This window comes from Roseovarius sp. D22-M7 (genome assembly GCF_037083785.1).
Lineage (GTDB): Bacteria > Pseudomonadota > Alphaproteobacteria > Rhodobacterales > Rhodobacteraceae > Roseovarius.
This window is the reverse complement of sequence record NZ_JBAPKY010000004.1, coordinates 122770-144658: the sequence shown is the minus strand read 5'-3', so window position 1 is coordinate 144658 and position 21889 is coordinate 122770. Positions and strand designations below refer to the sequence as shown.

General features: G+C 66.8%; 24 protein-coding genes. 14 read left to right on the top strand and 10 right to left on the bottom strand.

From position 1 onward, the window contains the following. Positions 1-8: 8 nt before the first annotated feature. Positions 9-446: a DUF4174 domain-containing protein gene (locus tag V8324_RS03600; RefSeq protein ID WP_336418550.1), complete on the bottom strand. Its 438-nt coding sequence runs from the start codon at positions 444-446 to the stop codon at positions 9-11. A 212-nt stretch (positions 447-658) separates the two neighbouring features. On the opposite strand from V8324_RS03600, the gene scpA reads away from it, so the two are divergent. Genes scpA through V8324_RS03575 form a run of 5 tightly spaced genes read left to right on the top strand, consistent with a single transcriptional unit; the run spans position 659 to position 5088 of the window. Continuing rightward, the gene (gene scpA, locus V8324_RS03595; protein ID WP_336418549.1) at positions 659-2788 is read left to right on the top strand and encodes a methylmalonyl-CoA mutase; all 2130 of its coding nucleotides are present in this window, start codon (positions 659-661) and stop codon (positions 2786-2788) included. 38 nt (positions 2789-2826) lie between these two features. Further along, a complete protein-coding gene (locus V8324_RS03590) occupies positions 2827-3432 on the top strand; it encodes a VOC family protein (RefSeq protein WP_336418548.1) in 606 nt (201 codons plus the stop codon). Beyond that, positions 3429-3908, top strand: coding sequence for a GNAT family N-acetyltransferase (locus tag V8324_RS03585; protein WP_336418547.1), 480 nt, complete (start codon positions 3429-3431; stop codon positions 3906-3908). The genes V8324_RS03590 and V8324_RS03585 overlap by 4 nt, the downstream gene beginning before the upstream one ends. 44 nt (positions 3909-3952) lie before the next feature. Next, positions 3953-4651, top strand: a complete 699-nt coding sequence (locus V8324_RS03580) for a molecular chaperone DjiA (RefSeq protein ID WP_336418546.1) — start codon at positions 3953-3955, stop codon at positions 4649-4651. Between the two features lie 47 nt (positions 4652-4698). Further along, the gene (locus V8324_RS03575) at positions 4699-5088 is read left to right on the top strand and encodes a hypothetical protein (protein ID WP_336418545.1); all 390 of its coding nucleotides are present in this window, start codon (positions 4699-4701) and stop codon (positions 5086-5088) included. Positions 5089-5109: 21 nt separating this feature from the next. Here V8324_RS03575 and V8324_RS03570 read toward each other — a convergent pair whose 3' ends face one another. The 4 genes from V8324_RS03570 to V8324_RS03555 form a co-directional block, all read right to left on the bottom strand. Further along, positions 5110-6645: a Ppx/GppA family phosphatase gene (locus V8324_RS03570; RefSeq protein WP_336418544.1), complete on the bottom strand. Its 1536-nt coding sequence runs from the start codon at positions 6643-6645 to the stop codon at positions 5110-5112. 136 nt (positions 6646-6781) lie between these two features. Continuing rightward, the gene (locus V8324_RS03565; protein ID WP_336418543.1) at positions 6782-8956 is read right to left on the bottom strand and encodes an RNA degradosome polyphosphate kinase; all 2175 of its coding nucleotides are present in this window, start codon (positions 8954-8956) and stop codon (positions 6782-6784) included. Between the two features lie 49 nt (positions 8957-9005). Further along, the gene (locus V8324_RS03560; RefSeq protein ID WP_336418542.1) at positions 9006-9680 is read right to left on the bottom strand and encodes a DnaA ATPase domain-containing protein; all 675 of its coding nucleotides are present in this window, start codon (positions 9678-9680) and stop codon (positions 9006-9008) included. Further along, positions 9680-10747: an AI-2E family transporter gene (locus V8324_RS03555; protein WP_336418541.1), complete on the bottom strand. Its 1068-nt coding sequence runs from the start codon at positions 10745-10747 to the stop codon at positions 9680-9682. The genes V8324_RS03560 and V8324_RS03555 overlap by 1 nt, the downstream gene beginning before the upstream one ends. Positions 10748-10895: 148 nt before the next feature. Between V8324_RS03555 and proS the strand changes: the two genes are divergently transcribed. The 5 genes from proS to V8324_RS03530 all read left to right on the top strand — a co-directional run bounded on the left by proS (position 10896) and on the right by V8324_RS03530 (position 17380). Next, the gene (proS, locus tag V8324_RS03550; RefSeq protein WP_336418540.1) at positions 10896-12251 is read left to right on the top strand and encodes a proline--tRNA ligase; all 1356 of its coding nucleotides are present in this window, start codon (positions 10896-10898) and stop codon (positions 12249-12251) included. 306 nt (positions 12252-12557) lie between these two features. After that, entirely contained in the window at positions 12558-13847 is a 1290-nt protein-coding gene (locus tag V8324_RS03545; RefSeq protein WP_336418539.1) for a lipoprotein-releasing ABC transporter permease subunit, read from the top strand. Further along, entirely contained in the window at positions 13840-14523 is a 684-nt protein-coding gene (locus V8324_RS03540) for an ABC transporter ATP-binding protein (protein WP_336418538.1), read from the top strand. Before V8324_RS03545 ends, V8324_RS03540 begins: the two co-directional genes overlap by 8 nt. Positions 14524-14582: 59 nt before the next feature. Continuing rightward, complete coding sequence (locus V8324_RS03535; RefSeq protein ID WP_336418537.1) at positions 14583-14984, top strand: DUF4864 domain-containing protein; 402 nt, start codon at positions 14583-14585, stop codon at positions 14982-14984. A gap of 104 nt (positions 14985-15088) precedes the next feature. Then, the gene (locus V8324_RS03530) at positions 15089-17380 is read left to right on the top strand and encodes a glycosyl hydrolase family 28-related protein (protein WP_336418536.1); all 2292 of its coding nucleotides are present in this window, start codon (positions 15089-15091) and stop codon (positions 17378-17380) included. A gap of 36 nt (positions 17381-17416) precedes the next feature. Here the strand turns inward: V8324_RS03530 and V8324_RS03525 are convergent, their stop codons facing one another. Then, positions 17417-18076 carry a hypothetical protein gene (locus tag V8324_RS03525; protein WP_336418535.1) on the bottom strand — a complete coding sequence of 220 codons (660 nt, stop codon included), beginning with the start codon at positions 18074-18076 and terminating at the stop codon, positions 17417-17419. A gap of 115 nt (positions 18077-18191) precedes the next feature. On the opposite strand from V8324_RS03525, the gene V8324_RS03520 reads away from it, so the two are divergent. After that, positions 18192-18509, top strand: coding sequence for an antibiotic biosynthesis monooxygenase family protein (locus V8324_RS03520; RefSeq protein WP_336418534.1), 318 nt, complete (start codon positions 18192-18194; stop codon positions 18507-18509). Then, positions 18509-18796: a DUF5665 domain-containing protein gene (locus V8324_RS03515; protein ID WP_336418533.1), complete on the top strand. Its 288-nt coding sequence runs from the start codon at positions 18509-18511 to the stop codon at positions 18794-18796. Before V8324_RS03520 ends, V8324_RS03515 begins: the two co-directional genes overlap by 1 nt. A gap of 13 nt (positions 18797-18809) precedes the next feature. Here V8324_RS03515 and V8324_RS03510 read toward each other — a convergent pair whose 3' ends face one another. After that, positions 18810-19247, bottom strand: a complete 438-nt coding sequence (locus V8324_RS03510) for a low molecular weight protein-tyrosine-phosphatase (protein ID WP_336418532.1) — start codon at positions 19245-19247, stop codon at positions 18810-18812. Positions 19248-19288: 41 nt separating this feature from the next. Between V8324_RS03510 and V8324_RS03505 the strand changes: the two genes are divergently transcribed. Further along, positions 19289-19981: an NAD-dependent deacylase gene (locus V8324_RS03505; protein ID WP_336418531.1), complete on the top strand. Its 693-nt coding sequence runs from the start codon at positions 19289-19291 to the stop codon at positions 19979-19981. Here V8324_RS03505 and V8324_RS03500 read toward each other — a convergent pair. The 3 genes from V8324_RS03500 to rpmB all read right to left on the bottom strand — a co-directional run bounded on the left by V8324_RS03500 (position 19978) and on the right by rpmB (position 21293). Further along, positions 19978-20493 (bottom strand): copper chaperone PCu(A)C, encoded by a 516-nt coding sequence (locus V8324_RS03500; RefSeq protein ID WP_336418530.1) that lies wholly within the window; start codon positions 20491-20493, stop codon positions 19978-19980. The genes V8324_RS03505 and V8324_RS03500 overlap by 4 nt on opposite strands. 39 nt (positions 20494-20532) lie before the next feature. Continuing rightward, positions 20533-20925 carry a hypothetical protein gene (locus V8324_RS03495; protein WP_336418529.1) on the bottom strand — a complete coding sequence of 131 codons (393 nt, stop codon included), beginning with the start codon at positions 20923-20925 and terminating at the stop codon, positions 20533-20535. Between the two features lie 77 nt (positions 20926-21002). Next, complete coding sequence (gene rpmB / locus V8324_RS03490; RefSeq protein WP_336418528.1) at positions 21003-21293, bottom strand: 50S ribosomal protein L28; 291 nt, start codon at positions 21291-21293, stop codon at positions 21003-21005. 194 nt (positions 21294-21487) lie between these two features. Here rpmB and V8324_RS03485 point away from each other — a divergent pair, with 194 nt between their 5' ends. Then, a complete protein-coding gene (locus V8324_RS03485; protein WP_336418527.1) occupies positions 21488-21886 on the top strand; it encodes a (R)-mandelonitrile lyase in 399 nt (132 codons plus the stop codon). Positions 21887-21889 lie beyond the last annotated feature (3 nt).

Below are 21889 nucleotides of genomic sequence, written 5' to 3'. Positions count from 1 at the left end.
GCGCGCGTTCAGCTTCCGGTGCCGCGCTCGCGCAGTTCCTGCTGTCGCGCCGGAAGCTTGTCGATCGAGCGGGTGAGCTCGCGAATCGCCCAGGGCGTGGGCTTGCGCAACTGGATCGTGCCATCCTTGCCGACCAGCACGAGGCCGAACCCGCGCGGACGCAACTCGCGGCGCACATCCGTCTGTGCCGACGGATCGGTATCGGTGATCACGATCACGTCGCGCGCCCGCAGCGCCGAGATCCCGTCCCGCAGGTATTCCATCTGCTCGTTGAAGCGCGGATCGTTGGGGGTGTCGGCGAACACGACGAGCGGCCGCTTGACCCAGCGGAACGAGTCCAGTTCCACGTCTTCGGCGCTGACGATCATGTCGTCCACCGGTTTCTCGTCCGCGTCCTGCGCGACCGCGGCGAATGCCGCGAAAACAAGTGACAAGGCGTATTTCATGATCTCTCCTGTTGCCCGGGATATAGGCTCTGCTCGTGGGATTGCGAAAGAAAGAATACCGCCGGATGTGAAAAAATGTCGATCCGATGACGACGCATGTGGGCCGCAGCCCGGGCGCGTCCATTCGACCCGCGCATTTGACATGGGAACCCGCACCGGACGAGGCTGGGCAGGGACCCGCCCGACCGGCCGCATGACGAAAGGACAAGGACATGGCATCGAAGAAGGATGACTGGCGCAAGATCGCCGAGACCGAGCTGCGCGGGCGGCCGCTGGAGGATCTGACATGGCGCACCCTCGAAGGGATCGAGGTGCAGCCGCTCTATACCGAAGAAGATGTGGCGGACCTGCCGCATATGGGCACCCTCCCCGGTGCCGCGCCCTTCACCCGCGGCGTCAAGGCGACGATGTATGCCGGCCGGCCCTGGACCATCCGGCAATATGCCGGGTTCTCGACCGCCGAGGAATCCAACGCCTTCTACCGCCGCAACCTGGCCGCGGGGCAGCAGGGGGTCTCGGTGGCCTTCGATCTGGCCACGCATCGCGGCTATGACAGCGACCACCCGCGCGTCGAAAGCGATGTCGGCAAGGCCGGGGTCGCCATCGATTCGGTCGAGGACATGAAGATCCTGTTCGACGGCATCCCCCTCGACAAGGTGTCGGTGTCGATGACCATGAACGGCGCGGTTGTCCCGGTGCTGGCAAGCTTCATCGTCGCCGGCGAGGAGCAGGGCCACGACAAGTCGGTGCTGGCAGGTACCATCCAGAACGACATCCTGAAGGAATTCATGGTGCGCAACACCTATATCTACCCGCCCGCGCCCTCGATGCAGATCATCAGCGACATCATCGCCTATACGGCCGAGCACATGCCGCGCTTCAACTCGATCTCGATCTCGGGCTACCACATGCAGGAGGCGGGCGCGAACCTGGTGCAGGAACTGGCCTACACGCTGGCCGACGGGCGCGAATACGTGAAGGCCGCGATCGAGGCCGGCATGGATGTCGACAGCTTCGCGCCGCGCCTGTCCTTCTTCTTCGCGATCGGCATGAATTTCTTCATGGAGGCTGCCAAGCTTCGCGCCGCGCGCCTGCTGTGGCACCGCATCATGACCGAGTTCGACGCGAAGTCCGAGAAGTCGAAGATGCTGCGCACCCATTGCCAAACCAGCGGCGTCAGCCTGCAGGAACAGGACCCCTACAACAACGTCGTGCGCACCGCCTACGAGGCGATGAGCGCGGTGCTGGGCGGCACGCAGTCCTTGCACACCAACGCGCTCGACGAGGCGATGGCGCTACCCACCGATTTCTCGGCCCGGATCGCGCGCAACACCCAGCTGATCCTGCAGGAGGAGACCGGCGTGACCAATGTCGTCGATCCGCTGGCGGGCTCGTATTACGTCGAGAAGCTGACCCATGACCTTGCCGAAAAGGCGTGGGAACTGATGGACGAGGTCGAGGAGATGGGCGGCATGACCCGCGCCGTCGAGAGCGGCATGCCCAAGCTGCGCATCGAGGAGACCGCGGCGACAAGGCAGGCGATGATCGATCGCGGCCAGGAGGTGATCGTCGGCGTCAACAAGTATCGCAAGGATCACGAGGACCCGATCGACATCCTCGACGTCGACACCGAGAAGGTCCGCAAGGCGCAGATCGTCAAGCTGGAACGCATTCGGGCGGATCGCGACCAGGCCGCCTGCGACGCCGCGCTCGACGAGCTGACGCGCCGCGCTGCTGAGGGCGGCAATATCCTGGACGCGGCGGTCGAGGCCGCGCGCACCCGCGCCACGGTGGGCGAGATCAGCACCGCGCTGGAGAAGGAATTCGGCCGCCACCGCGCCGAGGTGCGCACGCTGGCGGGTGTCTACGGCGCGGCCTACGAGGGTGATGACGGCTTTGCCGCGATCCAGAAATCGGTCGAGGATTTCGCCGAGGAAGAAGGCCGGCGGCCGCGCATGCTGGTCGTCAAGATGGGGCAGGACGGGCACGATCGCGGCGCCAAGGTGATTGCCACCGCCTTTGCCGATATCGGCTTCGACGTCGATGTCGGGCCGCTGTTCCAGACACCCGAGGAGGCCGCGCAGGACGCCCTCGACAACGATGTGCACGTGGTGGGCATCAGCAGCCAGGCCGCGGGCCACAAGACCCTTGCCCCGCGGCTGATCAAGGCGCTGGAGGAGGCGGGCGCGGGCGACATCATCGTGATCTGCGGCGGGGTGATCCCGCAGCAGGATTACGAGTTCCTGAAGAAGGCCGGGGTCAAGGCGATCTTCGGGCCGGGCACCAACATTCCCGACGCGGCGCAGGACATCCTGAATCTGATCCGGGCTGCGCGCGGCTGACACGGCCGGGGTATGTCGGTAAAGACGAAGGAGGGGCCATGCGGCTCGATCATCTGGCGGTGGCTGCCGAAAGCCTCGAGGCAGGGCGCGCGGTCGTCGAGGAACGGCTGGGACTGCGCCTGCAGCACGGGGGGCGGCACGCGCATTTCGGCACGCATAACCTGCTTCTGGGACTGGAAGGCGGGCTTTACCTCGAGGTGATCGCGGTTGATGCGGGCGCGCCCGCGCCGCCATATCCGCGCTGGTTCGATCTGGATCGGTTTACGGGAGGGCCGCGATTGGCGAACTGGATCTGCGCGGTGGACGATCTCGACGCTGCACTGGCGCGGCACCCGGCAGCGGGCGCGCCGGTGGATCTGGCGCGCGGCGATCTGCGCTGGCGGATGGCGGTGCCCGGCGACGGGGTCCTGCCCCTCGATAACTGCTTTCCGGCGCTGATCGAGTGGCAGGCGGGCGGCCATCCGTCCGAACGCCTGCCCGCATCCGGCGCGCGGCTGGAGCGGCTGGTCGTGGCGCATCCCGAGGCTGCGGCCCTGATGGTGGAATTGCGCGATCTGGCGGATCCGCGCATGGTCTTCGAGCCGGGCGCGCCGGGGCTGCGGGCCGAGATCGCCACGCCGCACGGCCCGAGGGTGCTGGAATGAGGATCCGCCCGGGGTGCGCGGCGGATGTGCCGGCGATCCTGGAGATCTGGAACCCGCTGATCCGCGACACGGGCGCCACCTTTACAAGCGTTGAAAAGACGGCTGACGGTCTTGCCGCCGTGATCGCCGAGCGCGGCGACGCGTTCCTGGTCGCCGAGGATGCGGGCGCGGTCCTGGGATTCGCGAGTTACGGGTCGTTTCGCGACGGGCCCGGTTACCTGCATACCGCCGAGCATTCGGTGATCCTGTCGCCGGGGGCGCAGGGGCGCGGCGTGGGCCGCGCGCTGATGCGGCGGCTGGAGGACGAGGCGCGCGCCCGGGGTGTGCATCTGCTTGTCGCGGCGGTGAGCGGCGAGAACGCGTCCGCGCTGGCCTTTCACCGCGCCATAGGTTTCGAGGAGGGTGGCCGCCTGCCTGAGGCGGGACGGAAATTCGGCCGCTGGATGGACCTCGTGTTAATGCACAAGCGGCTGTGACGGTTTGCGCTGACAGAGACACCGATCCACGATAGGATTTCGCAATGACGATCTGGACCCGCATCTCGGAGGCCTTGCAGGCGCTTGCCAAGGGCGAAAGCCTGAGCACCGTTTTCGACCGTCTGCGCACCCCGCCCGAGCGCAGTGTCGCGTTCACCATCGCGGTGATCGCGCTGGCGGCGAAGATGGCCAAGGCCGACGGCCTCGTGACCCGCGACGAGGTGACGGCGTTTCGCGAGGTCTTCCGCATCGATCCCGGCGAGGAGGACAACGCGGCGCGGGTCTTCAACCTCGCGCGGCAGGACGTGGCGGGGTTCGAGGAATACGCGCAGCGAATCGGGCGGATGTTCGACGAGCAGAGCGAGACGCTGTGCAATCTTCTCGAAGGGCTGTTCCATATCGCCGTGGCCGACGGTGATTATCATCCCGACGAGGATGCGTTCCTGTCGCGCGTGGCCGAGATCTTCGGGCTGGACGAGGCCTCGTTCCGGGCGGTGCGCGCGCGGTTCGTGGCGGATGCGCCGCCCGATCCCTACGCGGTCCTCGGGGTGCGGTCCGACATGCCGATGGACGAGATCCGCAAGGTCTGGCGCAACATGGTGCGCGAGTGCCACCCCGACCGGATGCAGGCGCGCGGCGTGCCGCAAGAGGCCGTCAAGCTGGCCGAGAAGCGCCTGACCGACATCAATCGCGCCTGGGAGGAGATCAACGAGGATCGCCGCACCGGCAAACACGCGAATTGAGCGCGCGGGGGCTTAAAATGCCCGTGGGGCGGACCTAGATATCGCTTATGAGACACACGCACATGATCCTTGCCGCGGCCACCTCGCTGATGCTGGGGGCCAGCCCGGCGGTGACGCAGGAAACCCCCGAGGAGAACGGACAGTCGCTGATGCAGGAAGGCGCGCGGCTGTTCTGGGAGGGCTTTCAGCGCGAGATGGGCCCGGCGCTGGAGACCCTGCGCGATCAGGCCGAGGAGATGGAGCCGGCGCTGCGCGACTTCGTCGAGGAAATGGGGCCGGCCTTGCGCGACCTGATGGAGAAGGCCGGCGATCTGAGCGCCTATCATGCGCCCGAAGTGCTGCCCAACGGCGACATCATCCTGCGGCGCAAGACCCCGGAGGATGCGCCCGAGACAAGCCCCGACGCGCCCTTGCCGGAGGGCGAGATCGAGATCTGACGCGATGAGCCGGTGCGCGCGTCAGCGCACCGTAGCCTCGGCGCCGAGCGCGCTGGCAAGTGCGCGAAACCGCGCCTCTGCCACCTCGCCGAAGAGCGGCGCGGCCTCTTTCGACAGGCGAAGTTCCAGCACCTTCTTCTTGGGAAACCAGCGCAATTCGCCCAGTTGGGCGTCCTTTTTCAGCCACAGCATCGCCGCGAAGCGCATCGCCTTGCCCACGACCTCGGCGTCGTGGCAGTCGCGCTCGGTCAGCAGGCTGCTCATGTCCGAAAACCGGCTGTTGTCGCGCTTGTTGGCGTAGCGGTGCAGCAGGCACAGCCCCAGGAACACCCGTTCGGAATGTTTCAACCCGCCGAGATTGGCGCGCGTGGCGTTGTCGAAACAGACCTCGGCACGGTAATCGGGATGGGCGCGCCAGCTGACATCGTGCAACAGGCACGCCGCGCGGATGATGCGCCGGCGTTCGGGCCCGAAGGATTTGAAGATCGGTTGCAGGAAGTGATAGATCACCTTGCCGAAGCCGGGCAGGCGGGCATCCTTGTATTCGGCAAAGCGGCAGGCCTCGATCAGCGGGTCGCGGTCGCGCAGAAGCTGCGGCATCTGGCCGTAGAGCAGCCCCTCGCGAATGCCGTAGCTCGACACCGCGATGTCGCGGGGATGGAAGGTCTTGAGCACCTCGCGCAACACCTCGGCGGCGAGCGGCACCAGCGCGATCCGGCTTGACGACACGCCCGAGCGCGACCGGAGGGTGTCGGGGTCGGTGGTCTCGATCAGCTTGATCGTGGCGCGCAGGTCGGCCTGGGTCATGCGGTATTCGTGCAGCACCGAAAGCGGGTACTTGCGCCGGGCCATGTCGATGCGCGCGATGGCGCGCCATGAGCCGCCGACCAGGAACAGCCGGTTCTTCTGTTCGCCGAGTTCCGCGCGCATCGCGTCCAGGGTGCGGCGGATATGCGCCTTTCGTCCCTTCTTGCCGCCCTTGATATCGGCAAGCTTGAACGGACCCAGCGAGGACGAGAGGCAGGTGCCCACCTTGCCGCCCTCGACCGCCGCCAGCTCCATCGACGAGCCGCCGATGTCGCAGACCAGCCCGTAAGAGCCCGGCCAGCCCAGCAGCACACCCTGCGCCGACAGTCGGGCCTCTTGCGGGCCGTCGATCACCCACAGGCGCAGCCCGGTGCGGCGTTCGACCTCGTCGCAGAAATCCGGCCCGTCCTCGGCGTCGCGCACCGCCGCGGTGGCCACGGTGACGAGCGGGCCGGTATCCATGCCGCGCGACAGCATCTCGAAGCGTTCCAGCGCGGCGAGCGCGCGTTCGCGCCCGCGCGGGTTGAGCCGCCCGGTTTCTGACATGCCCGCGCCGAGCGCGCACATGATCTTCTCGTTGTAGAAATAGGCGGGGCTGCGGGCCGCGCCGTCGAAGACCACGAGACGCACCGAGTTCGAACCGACATCGACGACGCCCACGCGGCTGAGCGCCCGCGCCGTGGGGCTGTCGAAGAGCGGACGGCCGAACGGGCCGCCATCGGGTTCCGCGGGATCGTGCGTGCCGTCCATGTGCCCCCCGTCGCTGGTGGTGCGTCTATGCGTCAAGGTCACGTGCGGGTCAATCGCCCGGCTGTTGTTTCCGCGCTGCGCGTCGCATCGGCGACGGCCGTTGCCGCGCGCAGGATCGGGCCGCGCCCCGGCGCTGTCAATCGTCAGTATGGGTCAGCTTGGGCACGTCCGACGCGCCGGCCGAGCCGCGGCCCGACAGCGACGGGTTCTCCATGAAGAAGCGGTGGCAGTTGAAGGCGAACTCGCCCTCCGGCCGGGCCGCCCGCGAGAAGGTGCCATCGGGCGCCATCACCCAGCTTTGCGCGACATCGGCCATGTTGGCCGCCATCACCTGTGACACGATCTGCGCCTTGACGGTGGGGTTCTCGATCTCGACCAGCGTTTCGACCCGGCGGGCGAGGTTGCGCCCCATCCAGTCGGCCGACGAGATGAACACCCGCGCCTTTTTCGAGGGCAGCCCCGCGCCATTGCCGAAACACACGATGCGCGAGTGTTCCAGGAACCGGCCGACGATGGATTTCACGCGGATGTTGCCCGACATCCCCTTGATGCCGGGCCGCAGCCCGCAGATGCCGCGCACCACCAGATCGATCCGCACGCCGGCCTCGGAGGCCGCGTAGAGCGCGTCGATCACGTCCGGTTCGATCAGCGAGTTCATCTTGGCCCAGATCGCCGCCGGTTTGCCGGCGCGGGCATGTCCGGCCTCGCGCTCGATCAGCTCGATCAGCCGGGATTTCAGCGTCAGCGGCGAGATCGCGAGATTTTCCAGGCTGTCGGGCTGGGCGTAGCCCGAGAGATAGTTGAACACCTTGGTGGCATCGCGCCCGAGCTTGGCATCGCAGGTGAAGAAGCTGAGATCGGTATAGATGCGTGCGGTAATCGGGTGGTAGTTGCCGGTGCCGTAATGGGTGTAGGTGACCAGCGAGCGGCCCTCGCGCCGGACCACGGTCGAGATCTTGGCATGGGTCTTGAGATCGAGGAAGCCGTAGACCACGTGCGCACCGGCGCGCTCCAGCCGCCGCGACTGCCGGATATTGGCGGCCTCGTCGAAGCGCGCCTTCAGCTCGACCAGCGCGGTGACGGATTTCCCCTCTTCGGCGGCCTCGCACAGCGCCTCGACGATGGGCGAGTTGCGCGAGGTGCGATAGAGCGTCTGCTTGATCGCCAGCACATGCGGGTCGCGCGCCGCCTGTTGCAGGAAGCGCACGACCATGTCGAAGGTCTCGTAGGGGTGGTGCAGCAGCATGTCCTTCTGGCGGATCGCCGCGAACATGTCGCCGTCATGATCCTGTACGCGTTCCGGCACACGCGGCGTGAAGGACGACCACAGCAGGTCGGGCCGCTGGTCGAGCACCAGTTCCTTGAGGTCGGCCAGCCCGATCATGCCGTTGACCTCGACCACCTCGTCGGGGATGACGTGCAGTTCCTCCATGATGACGCGGCGCAGCGCCTCGGGCGCGCCGGTCGAGATGTTCATGCGCACCACCTCGCCGCGGCGCCGGCGTTTCAGCGCCACCTCGAATTCGCGCACCAGGTCCTCGGCCTCGTCCTCGACCTCGAGATCGCTGTCGCGCAGCACGCGGAAACCGCAATGCCCGACATACCGGTAGCCGGGAAAGAGGCTGTCGAGGTGCAGCAGCAGCAGTTCTTCCAGCGGCAGGAAGCGAAAGCTGCCCTCGGCCGCGGGCAGGGCGATGAAGCGGTCGATCTGGTGCGGGATCGGCAACAGCGCCTGAAGCGGGCGCTTGTCGGACTTGCGCTCCATCTGCAGGGCGAGGCTGTAGCCGAGATTGGGGATGAAGGGGAAGGGATGCGCGGGGTCGATGGCCAGCGGCGACAGGATCGGGAAAACCTCGTGCAGGAAGAAATCGCCCAGCATCTCGCGATCCGCGGCGTCGATCGAGCGGTGATCAAGGATCGTGATGTTCTCGGCCTCCATCTCGCGGCGCAGGCCCTCGAAGGTGACGCGCTGCTGTTCGAGAAGGTGGCGGGCGTTCTCGTTGATCAGCACCAGCTGCTCGCTCGGGGTGAGGCCGTCGGCGGCCGGCGTGGTGTTGCCCGCCTTGGCCAGTTCGCGCAGGCCCGCGACCCGGACATTGTAGAATTCGTCGAGGTTCGTCGCCGAGATCGACAGGAAGCGCAACCGTTCGAGAAGCGGCACACGCGGGTTCTGCGCCTCTTCCAGCACGCGCCAGTTGAAGCCAAGCCAGCTGAGCTCGCGGTTGTAGAAGCGACCGGGGCCGGTGACGTCGAGATCGGCGCGCTCTACCGGATCGGGTAGCTGGGATTTGAGGAAGTCTGCGTTTGTCATGTTGGCCTTGTGCCCGTGGCGTGTGACGATCCGGTAACGAAGCGTGATCCTATTCGCCCTGTTTGTCCAGAACATGCGCGGCCAGGCCGCGGGTGATCGGGCGGCGCTCTGCCAGCGCCGTGGCGTCGAGATCGGCGACGACCCCCTCGGCGGCCCCGAACGAGCGTTCCATGCGCCGCACCAGAAAGGGGATCGTGTCGGGGCTGGGCATCAGCTGGCGATCCGAGAAGAGCTTCATCAGGACCGCCGAGAGCAGCGCGTCGTCGGGCGGGCCGAGAGCGGTGTGCAACGTCCCCTGAAGCCGGCTGGCCAGATCCGGCAGCGTCAGCCCCCACAGATGCGGCGGTGTGCGCGCGGTCATCAGAAGCGCGCGCGCCTCGGCCCGCATCAGGTTGTGCAGGTGAAAGAGCGCGGCCTCGGCGGCTGCGTCACCGGCGACGTCCTGCGCGTTCTCGATCACGAGGCGGGCCTCGGCGAGTGCGGCGACATCGGCCCGTGCCAAATCGCGCGCCGCGACGATCCGCGCCTCGGCGAGGCCCGCCCAGACATGCGCCAGGTGCGTCTTGCCGGCGCCTGCCGGCCCGGTCAGCAGCAGCTTGCAGTCGGGCCAGTCCGCCCAGCCTTCGATCATCGCCACGGCCTCGGCATTGGCCGGCGACACGAAGAAATCCTCGCGCCCGAGCGCGGCGCGCACCGGCAGATCGAAGCTGAGCTGCTCGGCCATCAGCCGTCGCCCGCGCTGTCGAGCCCGCGATAGAGACGGCTGGCCTTGTATTGCGCGATCACGAAGCGCGCGATCACCCCAAGGGCCGCCGCCACGGGCACCGCGACCAGCATGCCGACAAAGCCGAATAGCGTGCCGAAGGCCGACAGCGCGAAGATCAGCCAGACCGGATGCAATCCGACCGACGAGCCCACCAGCTTGGGGGTCAGGAAATTGCCCTCGATCACCTGGCCCGAGACGAAGATGGCGGCCACCAGAAGGATGCTGACCCACTCGCCCCAGAACTGGAACAGCGCCAGCCCGATCGCCAATGCGCCGCCGATGATCGCGCCGACATACGGAATGAAGGTCAGGATTCCCGCGACCGCTCCGACCACCAGCCCGAATTGCAGCCCGACCAGCATCAGCGTCACCGCGTAGTAGGTGCCGAGGATCAGGCAGACCGTGCCCATGCCGCGAATGAAGCTGGCCAGCGTCGCGTCGATGTCGCGTGCAAGACGGCGCACGACCGGCGCGTGATCGCGCGGCAGCATGTGGTCGATTTCGGTCATCATGTGGTCCCAGTCATAAAGCAGATAGATCGCCACCACTGGCGCCACCACGAGGATCACCACGATGTTCAACAGCGAAGCCGCCGAGGTGACCAGCGCCTCGATCATTGCCACGCCCCGCTCGCGAATGGTGTTGCCCAACTGGGTGAGGGTCTCATGCGCGGTCGAATCGGGGTCGAAAAGCGATGGGAAATGCAAGAAGAGGAAGGCACGAAAATCGCCGGTCAGCTGTGGCACGATCTCGAAGAGCGCGATCGCCTGGGCTACCAGCGTCGGCACCACCAGAAGCACAACAAGCGCGAAGAGCAAAATGAGAGCGAGCGTGATGACCACGACCGCGGCGATGCGACTCAGCCCCAGCCGCTGCAACCGGTCGGCGACCGGGTCGAGGAAATAGGCGATCGCGGCGCCGATGATGAAGGGCAGCATCACGTCGCCAAGGAACCACATCAGCACAAGGAAGACGGCCGATGCGATGCCCCAATATGTCGCCTGTTGCTTGACCGGTAATGCCATTCGCGCGCTCCTAAGCTTTGCAGACCATCTCACCCGTGCGGGGACCGGAATCAAGGGGCCGATGCCGCCGAAAGCCGCCGATCCTCCCTTGTCTGGCGCGGTGCAAGGCCATAGACGAGAGACGGTACCCCATCGACAGAGGTTCGTCATGCGTCTCAGCCGTTATTTTCTGCCCGTCCTGAAGGAAACCCCCGCCGAGGCGCAGATCGCCAGCCACCGGCTGATGCTGCGGGCGGGGATGATCAAGCAGGCGAGCGCCGGGATCTACTCGTGGCTGCCGCTGGGGTTCAAGGTGCTGCGCAAGATCGAGAACATCGTCCACGAGGAGCAGGTGCGCGCGGGTCACGTCCCGATGCTGATGCCGACGCTGCAATCGGCCGACCTGTGGCGAGAATCTGGGCGCTACGACGATTACGGCGCCGAGATGCTGCGCATCACCGACCGCCACGGCCGCGACATGCTCTACGGTCCCACCAACGAGGAGCTGATCACCGACATCTTCCGCAGCCATGTCGGCAGCTACAAGGATCTGCCGCTGACCCTCTATCACATCCAGTGGAAGTTCCGCGACGAGGTGCGTCCGCGCTTCGGGGTGATGCGGGGCCGGGAATTCTTCATGAAGGACGGCTACAATTTCGACCTGACCAAGGAAGACGCGCTGCACGCCTATAACCGCCACATGGTCAGCTATCTGCGCACCTACGAACGGATGGGCCTGCAGGCGATCCCGATGCGCGCCGATAGCGGCCCGATCGGCGGCGACGACACGCACGAATTCCTCGTGCTCGCCGATACCGGCGAATCGGAAGTGTTCTACGACAGCGCGATCACCGACCTGAAGCTCGGCGACCGGATTGTCGATTACGACAGCCCTGAGGATTGCGCCGCCATCGTGGACGAGTGGACCGCGCCCTATGCCCGCACCGACGAGACCCATGACGAGGCGAAATTCAACGCCGTCCCAGAGGATCGCCGCCGCACCTGGCGCGGCATCGAGGTGGGCCAGATCTTCTATTTCGGCACCAAGTATTCCGAGCCGATGGGCGCCACCGTGCAGGGCCCCGATGGCAAGGCTGTGCCGGTGCACATGGGCAGCCACGGCATTGGTGTCAGCCGTCTTGTGGGCGCGATCATCGAGGCGAGCCATGACGAGAGCGGCATCATCTGGCCCGAGGGGGTCACGCCCTTCCATGTCGGGATCGTCAATCTCAAGCAGGGCGATGCGGAGTGCGACGCGGCCTGCGAGGCGCTTTACCAGTCGCTGACCCTGCTGGGGCTGGAGCCGCTATATGACGATCGCGACGAGCGTGCGGGCGGCAAGTTCGCCACGATGGACCTGATCGGTCTGCCCTGGCGGGTCACGGTGGGGCCGCGCGGCCTGAAGACCGGCATGCTGGAATTGACCAGCCGCCGCACCGGCGAAAGCGAGGAATTGTCCCCCGAGGCGGTGGTGGAGCGTCTTGCGGATATCTACGCGGCGCATGTGTTGCAGCCGGCGTTCTGAGAGGGCGCAAGGACGCTCGCGTGATCATTCGAGCGACGTCCCCTTCGCGGTATGCTGCGCGACGCGCCGCAGCGCCATCGAATGTCCGCCTCCCGGACAGGCGATCTTTCAAAGCTGGTGCGTTGATCGGCTCTTCTGCAGGGGTACGGGATAAAACGCCTCGAACGGCCCTCAGGTCGCCTGCCCGCGGACATGCGATGGCGCTGCTTGAAATGATCTTCCTTTTAAGGTCCCGCCCCCCGCACGCCATCTTGACGCCGTCCGCCGAACACCGCACTGAACCCGCGCAAGTCTCAGGAGGCCGCGATGGCCAGATCCCCCGCCCCCTTCGCCGCGTTCGAGTGGCTGATCGCCTGGCGCTACCTGCGCGCCAAACGCGCCGAGGGCGGTGTCAGCGTCATGACCTGGATCAGCCTGATCGGTATCACGCTGGCGGTCTTCGCGCTGATCGCCACGCTCGCCGTGCGTTCTGGCTTTCGCGCTGAATTCGTCGACACGATCCTTGGCGCCAATGCCCATGCGACGGTCTACAGCGCCGGGTCGATCGACCCCGCGACCGGCCGCGTCGACCGCACCATCGCCGACTACCAGGCGATGGCCGAGCGCGTGCGCGAGGTGCCGGGCGTCACGAGGGTCGCGCCGCTGGTCAAGGGGCAGGTGATGGCCAGTGCCGAAGGCCGCAATGCCGGCGTGCAGGTCTTTGGCATTTCGCCGGGTGATCTGAGGGCGATCCCGCGCGTCGTCGATCCCGAGACCGGGCGCGGCGATCTGGGCGGCTTCGAGGCGGGCATCGCGATCGGTTCCGGCGTCGCGCAGGAGCTTGGCGTGACGCTGGGCGACCGGATCAAGCTGATCTCGCCAGACGGGGTCAAGACACCGTTCGGCACCACGCCGCGGATCAACGCCTACGAGGTGACCTATATCTTCAGCGTCGGGCGCTACGACATCGACCGGGTGCGCGTGTATCTGCCGTTTTCCGAGGCTCAGACCTTCTTCAACCGCGACGGGCGCGCGGACGAACTGGAGGTGACGGTCGCCGAGCCCGAGAACATCGAGGCCATGGTGCCGGACCTGCTGCGGGCCGCGGGCGAGCGCGCACAGGTCTGGACGTGGCGGGATGCCAGCGGATCCTTCCTGCGCGCGCTCGAGGTCGAGGACAACGTGATGTTCGTGATCCTGTCGATCCTCGTGCTGATCGCGGCGATGAACATCACCAGCGGGCTGATCATGCTGGTCAAGAACAAGGGGCGGGATATCGGCATCCTGCGCACCATGGGGCTGAGCGAGGGATCGGTGCTGCGCATCTTCTTCATCTGCGGGGCGTTCACCGGGCTCATCGGCACCGCCGCGGGGGTGGTGCTGGGATGTCTTTTCGCGATCTATATCGATCCGATCTTCTCGGCGGTGAACGTGATGATGGGCGGGCAGGTCTGGGACCCGTCGATTCGCGGCATCTACCAGTTGCCGGCGCAATTGCAGCTGGGTGACGTGCTGACGGCGGTGGCGCTGTCGCTGGGGCTGAGCTTCGTGGTCACGATCTTTCCGGCGCGGCGCGCCGCGCGGATGAACCCGGTGGAGGCGTTGCGCTATGAGTGATCCGGTGCTGGGTCTTTCGGGGATCGACAAGACCTACAACAAGGGCCGCCCCGGCGAGGTGCAAGTGCTGGCCGGCGTCGACCTGGCGCTGGAAAAGGGCGAGATGGTGGCGCTTGTCGCGCCCTCGGGCGCGGGCAAGTCCACGCTTCTGCACATCGCGGGGCTTCTCGACGTGGCGGATGCCGGCCGGGTCGAGATCGGCGGTGCGGACATGAGCGGTCTTGGCGACCGGCGCCGCACGCGGGTGCGGCGCGCCGAGGTCGGTTTCATCTACCAGTTTCACCATCTGCTGCCCGAGTTTACCGCGCTGGAAAACGTCGCACTGCCGCAGCGCGCGAACGGCGTGGCGCGCCTCGCGGCGGAGGATCGCGCGATGCATCTGCTGGAGCAGGTGGGCGTGGGCCCGCGCGCCGGGCACCGCCCGTCGGCGCTGTCGGGGGGTGAGCAGCAGCGCGTGGCGTTCTGCCGTGCGCTGGCCAACAGCCCGCGCGTGCTGCTGGCCGACGAGCCGACCGGCAACCTCGACCCCGAGACAGCCGACCAGGTCTTCGAGACGCTGACCGGGCTGGTGCGCGACACCGGCCTGTCGGCGCTGATCGCGACGCACAATCTTGGCCTCGCCGCGCGCATGGACCGGACCCTCAAGCTGGATCAGGGGCGGGTCGTCGCGGGCTGAGCGCGCGGCTTGCAGGGCCCCGGTGTCAGCCTAGGTCGCTCACGTATGGAGGTACTTTCATGCGACATGTCATCCTATCCCTGATCCTGATGGCCGGCCTGACCGGCGGGGCGCGCGCCGACGAGACGGCGATGCGGTCGGTGATCTCCGACCAGATCGAGGCGTTCCTCGCCGAGGACACCGAGCGCGCCTTCAAGCATGCCAGCCCGTTCATCCAGCGCAAGTTCGGCACGCCGGAAACCTTCGGCGACATGGTGCGCAACGGCTACCCGATGGTCTGGCAGCCTTCGGACGTGACCTTCCTCGATCTCGAGGTGATCGACGGCACGCCTTTTCAAAGCGTGCGCATGCGCGGGCCGGGCGGCACCTCGTGGATCGTCGACTACGAGATGATCGAGGTGGACGGCGAATGGCGCATCAACGGCGTGCGTGTCCGCGAGGCGCCGGGTCTAAGCACGTGACGGGCCGCCGGGGCACCGTCACGGTGGTCTGACACACGGTTAACAGGATCAGTCTATCCCCTTTCCCCGATCACGCGCGGCGCGGGACAAGGAAAGGGACTGACATGAACAAGGCAATCACCCAAGGCATCGTCTTCATGCCCCGGCCATTTTCGGCCGGCCTCGACACATGGTCGAGCGGCGATGGCAGGCCCGGCACTGACACCTACGACATGGCCGCCAACGCGGCCTTCGTTCCGGCCGATCAGGATTTCGGTGGCGCGCTGGAGATCCAGAAGACCGACAGCGTGCAGCGCCTGCGCTACATGGACGAGACCCCGATCCTGCCCGGCTGCTACCTGCGGGTGCGTGTGCGCATCAAGGCGCTGGCGGGCAACCTGCCGGACGTGCGCATCGCCGCCTTCGCCGGGGACGGTGCCGGCGCTGCGCTGCCGGGGGTGACGCTGAGCGGGCCCGCGGTCCCTCTGACCACTTATGGCGAGGTGGTCGAGGTCAGCGCCATCGTCGGCACCGGGCAGCGGCAGGGCGTCGACATGGTCTGGGGACCCGAGGCCGTGTTCGGCCATTTCGGGATCGACCTCACCGGGCCCTCGGGCGGCGTGGTGCGCATCGACGATATCGAGATCGAGGATGTCAGCCGGTTCTTCCTGCGCGACGTGATCGCCACCGTGGACGTGCGCGACTATGGGGCCATCGGTGACGGGGTGACCGACGATCACGCCGCGTTCGAGGCCGCCGACACCGCCGCGGGCGGGCGTGAGATCATCGTGCCGGCGGGCACCTATTACCTTGGGCAAAGCACCACGATCCAGAGCCGCATCCGCTTCGAGGGCACGCTTGTGATGCCCGATGACGCGATCCTCGCATTGACCGCGAATTACCACCTGCCGGCCTATATCGACGCCTTCGGCGACAGCGAGTTGGCCTTCATCAAGGCGTATCAGGCGCTTTTGAACAATGCCGGGCATGTCACGCTGGATCTGGCCGGGCGCAAGATCGCCCTGCGGGCACCCGTCGACATGGCCGCGGCGGTCGGCAACCGTACCACCTACAACCAGCGCCACGTGATCCGGAACGGCCAGTTCTCGGTCTTTCCGACGCCTGATTTTGACACCGAGGTCGTCACCTCGCAGGCGACCTACACTCCTGAAAGCAACGCCAAGGAGCTGACCGGCGTCGTGAACGTGGCCAACGTGCCGGTCGGCGCGCTGGTCGAGGGCAATGGCGTGGGACGCGAGGTCTATGTCAGCGCGCGCAACGTCGCGACCGGGCGGATCACCCTCAGCCAGCAGCTTTACGACGCGTCCGGAACCCAGGTCTTCACCTTCCGGCGGTTCAAGTACATCCTCGACTTCAGCGGCTTTCAGGACGTGTCGCGGATGGTGTTCTCCGAGGTGGATTTCCAGTGCGGCGCCAGTTGCAGCGGCGTCCTGTTGCCGCCGCAGGGTTCGGCCAACCATTTCCGCGACTGTTTCTTCACCCGCCCCAAGGATCGCGGCATCACCAGCCATGGCGAGGGCGACCAGGGCATGATGATCGACCGCTGCCAGTTCCTGTCCGACGAGGGCCCGCTTCTGGTGGGCGACCGCAAGACGATCGGCTTCAACGCCAATGCCAACGATCTCAAGATCCGCGACAACCGTGCGCCGTTCTTCCGGCATTTCGCGGTGATGGCCGGGTCGAGCTCGCTGATCTCGGGCAATCACGTGTTCCAGGGCGACGCGGCGTCGAACGGCATCCGCAGCGCCGGCTTCGTGCTGACCCGCACCAACAATCGCGGCACGCTGAGCGGCAACTACATCGACAACTGCTTCATCGAATGGGGCAACGAACACGACGCGGCCCCGGATTTTGCCGCCGAGTTCTCGTTCAGTGCGCTCAGCATCACCGGCAACGTGTTTCTGGCCAGCGACATGGCGCCTTGGTTCACCTACATCACCGTCAAGCCTTATGGTCCGGGGCATTTCCTCGACGGGATGATCGTCACCGGCAACACCTTCCGCGGCATCGGCACGATCGACCGGGTCGAGACCGTCGATACCAGCTTTGCCGATCTCGATTACGACCGGATACGCAACATCACTTTCGCCGAGAACAGCTTTCACAACGTGACCGTACAGGCGGCAAGCCCGCTGGTGATGGCGCATGTCGAGGCCAGCGCAAGCGCCACCTGGATCGTCGAGCCGGCGCCGCGACTGCCCTTCGGGGCCTGGGCGCAAACCGTGGTGTCGGTGCTGCCCGAGGGGCCATTGCGCGACGGCGTGAACGGGATCGTCCATCACGCGCCCTATTTCGAGGCCGCGCAAGGCCCCGAAAAGGACCGCATCCACCTGCGCTGGCCGGTCCCTGTGTCCGGCAAGGTCATCCTGCGGGTTGGCATAGACGCCGCCGACTGACGCGGTCCTGTTTCCCGGTCGCGATCTCTGGCGCCTTCAGAACATGCGCCAGAGATCCAGCGAAAGCCCCCGCCTGTCGCTGCCCGTCAGCGGCTGCGTCAGGCCGATCTCCAGATGCGTGCCGGGCTTCGTCTCGTAGACGAACGACGGTGCGAACTTGGCATAGCCGTCCCCGGTATCGGGTTGACCGGCCTGAAGCTGCAGGATGATCTTGGCCCGCTTCGTGATCGACAGGCCGAAGGTCAGATCGGTTTCCAGCGTCATGGCGCCGCTGCCGGCCAGCACCATGCGCCCGTCGGCATTCAGCCAGCCGCCCCTATCCCACAGGGTTATGCCCCGCCCGACGGACAGGCCGGGGCGCAGGGCGGTCTCTTCCCCGACCTCGCCCGCGCCCAGTTCCACGGCCAGTTTGGTCTGGCGCGTCTCGCGTCCCAGCGGCAGGCGCATGAACACGACGGCTTTCGAGACGCGCAGCGTGTCATGGCCCGCATCTAAGCCGAGGGTCAGCCGCTCGGCCAGACCGTATTCGGCGTAAAGCCCGGCATCCAGCCCGTAAAAGCCGTATTCGTCTGGCTCGGTCACCCGGCCAGAGAGTTCGACGAACGCCGTGCCCTTCTCGCGCAGCCATGCGCCGGCCTCCGCCACCGGTGCGAGCCAGAGCAGAAGAACGACCGCAAGCGTCAGGCATCGCACCATGGTTACCCCTCGGACAACATTGCTTAACAAAGGGTAAAGGGATGGTTAACGCGGCCGCGGAATTTACCGCGGCGTCCGCGCATGCTAGGAACGCGTCCAAAACGAGGAGCGTGCCATGCCGCATATCACCGAGACTGCAGGCCAGCAGGCCGTGATCACCACCTTCGAGGTGACGCCGGGCACCTGCCAGGACCTGATCGATCTTCTGAACGCGGCCTATCGCGACGTGATCGCGGATCGCGACGGCTTCATCGCCGCGGCACTGCATGTCAACGACGCGCAGACCCGGATCGCGATCTATTCGCAATGGCGGACCCGCGAGGATTTCCAGGCGATGCTGCGCAGCGACGAGATGCGCGCGCGCAATCGCGAGATCAACGCGCTCTGCCGCAATTTCGAGCCGGTGATGTACGACGTCGCGGGGTGTTTCTGATGCAGGACGACCCCCAGCAGACCGACGCGCTGACACGAGAGATCCGCGCGCTTCGGGCCGAACTGGAGCTGCTCAACAGCCACCGCTTCGTGCGGATCCACAACAACATGCCGCGCCTGCTGGCGTTCAATTTCGCGCGCGGGCTCGCGGTCGGATTGGGCACGCTTCTGGGAGCGACGGTGCTGCTGTCGCTGCTCGTCTGGGCGCTCAGCCAGATCGAGTTCCTGCCGATCATCGGCGACTGGGCCGCGCAGATCGCCGAGCAGATGCGCGACGCACGCGAGTGACCGTGCGGAGACGTCAGAGCCTCGCGGCGAGACCGCGCGCGCAGTCCTCGATGAGGTCGAGCGTGCCGTCGAAATCGCGCGTCATATAGGGATCTGGCACGTGGTCCATGCCGCGATCGGGCGCGTAATCGGTGAAAAGCCGCACGGGCGTCGCGGCACCCGCCGGGCGCACTGCCTCGATGGCCCGCAGGTTGGCGGCATCCATCGCGACGATCAGGTCGAAGCGGTCGAAATCGCGCGCGGTGATCCGGCGGGCGCGCAGATCCGACAGGTCGTAGCCGCGGGCGCTGGCGGCGTCCTGCATCGGGCCATAGGGCGGATCGCCCACGTGCCAGTCGCCTGTGCCGGCGCTGTCGGTGGTTGCCGCAGGGACCAGTGTGCGAAACACCCCCTCGGCACTGGGCGAGCGGCAGATATTACCGAGGCAGACGAAGAGGATGCGGTGGGTCATGCGGGCTCCTTTGCCGCAACGTTATAGATCAGGAGGGCGCGATGCAAAAGATCGTCATACTCACCGGCGCCGGGATTTCGGCGGAAAGCGGGCTGGCCACGTTCCGCGACGCGGGCGGGCTCTGGGCGCAGCACCGGATCGAGGATGTCGCGACCCCCGACGCCTTCGCGCGCGATCCCGAGCGGGTGCACGCGTTCTACAATGCAAGGCGCGCGCAGGCCGACGAGGTGCAGCCCAATGCCGCGCACCAGGCGCTGGCGCGCCTTCAGGCCGAGCATTCCGGCGAGGTGGTGATCGTGACGCAGAACGTGGATGCGCTGCACGAGGCGGCAGGCGCCCGTGACGTCATTCACATGCACGGCGAACTGGCGCGCGCGCTGTGTGCCGCTTGCGGCGAAAGATGGCCGGTCACCGGCGACATATCGCCCGCCGAGGCTTGCCCCGCCTGCGCGGCGCGGGCCTGTCGCCCCGACGTCGTCTGGTTCGGCGAAATCCCCTACCGGATGGACGAGATCCTGAACCATCTGCAGGGCGCGGAGATCTTCGCCGCCATCGGCACGTCGGGAGAGGTCTATCCCGCCGCCGGTTTCGCCCAAGAGGCCGCCGGTCACGGGGCCCATTGCGTCGAGATCAACCTCGAGGCAAGCGCGGTATCGCGCGATTTCGACGAAGCGCGGCAGGGCCGCGCCTCGGAGATGGTGCCTGCCTGGGTCGCGGAGGTGCTGGGCGGCTAGTGATCTTTGGTGTTCTCGTGCCCGTGATCCTGCCCGTGCTGGTGGCCGTCCTGGTGCCCGTGCCCCTGATCCGGGTCACGCTCGAGATCGACGGGGACGTCGAGCGTCATCTCGCCCGACGTCTCGAAGGTCAGGGTCAGCGGTATCGTGTCGCCCTGCTCGAAGGGTGCGGTCAGGCCCATGAACATGACGTGATCGCCGCCCCGTTTCATCACGAGCCGGCCATCACCGGCGGGTAACTCGAACCCCTCCTCGACATGGATCATGCGCATCACGCCGTCGTCTTCGCGGTGCGTGTGCAGTTGCACCTTCTCAGCGGCGGGCGAGGTGACACCGATCAGGCGGTCGGCCGCGTCGCCATGGTTGTAGATCACCATGAAGGCGGCGCCGGTTTTCGCCATCGGGCTGGCGCTGCGGGCATAGGGATGGTGGATCTCGATCTGCTGCGCGAGGGCGGGGGTCGCGAGGGCGAGGCTGGCGCAGACGCCGAGCAGGCTGGATTTGAGGGACATCGCGTCTCTCCTTTCGGTCTGAATGTATCAATGACGGGATCAGACCGGGGCGGGCGGCGCGCGGGCCAGCATCGCGGGCCGCGAAAGCGGGATGGGATGGGTCGCGTCGGCGAAGGGGTGCCGTGCCGTCGCAACGGCCATGCGCGGCACGGGGAGGGGATCGCGCGGCTCGGTGGCGTAGAAGGCCAGCAGGCAGTCGGGGCAGGCATGCGGCGGGTCAATCGGGGCCCCGCTTGCATCCACGGGCACGCTGCGCGAGCCGTCGCCGCCGCAAATCACAATCTCGCCTGCCGGCAGCGGAGCCGCGCGGGCCACCGCCAGCGTGACGCTGGTCAGCGCCAGGAAAAGGCAAAGCCCGCAGGCCGTGATCGCGCGCAGAGGCTCCATGGACGGGAAGGATAGGCGCCGCGGCGCGCGGCTGACAAGCGACAAAGTGCTGCACGCCTCCGCAAATGCAAACAGCCCCGCCGGACTGGCAAGGCTGCGAATTACACGATCGAATCGGGGCGTCAGGCGCTTGCGGCCTGCACCTTGGCGATCTCTTTCTTGATCTTAAGGGCCGTCGGTGAGAGCTTCTCGTCCTTGGCCTTGGCGAGGAACACGTCCAGACCGCCGCGGTGATCGACGCTGCGCAGCGCATGGGTGGTGATTCGCAGCTTGATCCCGCGCCCGAGGGCCTCGGATTGCAGGGTCACGTCGTGAAGGTTCGGCAGATACCGGCGCTTGGTCTTGTTGTTGGCGTGGCTGGAGTTCCAGCCGACCATCGGGCCTGTTCCGGTCAGTTCGCAGCGGCGCGACATGGGATCATCCTCGTTTCGGGTTGGGGGCGTGTGGATACCCCGTCTGACACATGGGCGGGTGCCGCCCTAGGCAGCCCCCGGAATTCGATGTAAGGCGGATAGGCATAAACCCGAGGCGCGTCAAGGGTGTCGCCCCGGAAATCGGGATGCGGGCCGCCGTTGCGCGGCCCCTCGCAACGACAAGGAGAGACGGCATGGAAATCATCAGACCGGAGACCCGCCCGCATCGGCGCGCCGATGCCGCCTATTTCACCGGCACCGTCTGGCAGGAGCCGGTGATCGAGGCGCCGGAGCCCGCGCGCGTCCGCGCCCTGCGGGTAACGTTCGAGCCGGGCGCGCGCACCGCGTGGCACACGCATCCGCTGGGCCAGACGCTGCACGTGCTTTCGGGGGTCGGGCGCATCGCCACCCGCGGCGGCAAGGTGCAGGCGATCCGCGCCGGCGAGACGGTGTGGATTCCACCGGGCGAGGAGCACTGGCACGGCGCGGCCCCCGACCAGATGATGTGCCACCTGGCCATTCAGGAGGGGCAGGACGGGCGCACGGCCGACTGGCTGGAGCAGGTGAGCGACGCCGAGTACGCGGGCGACTGAACC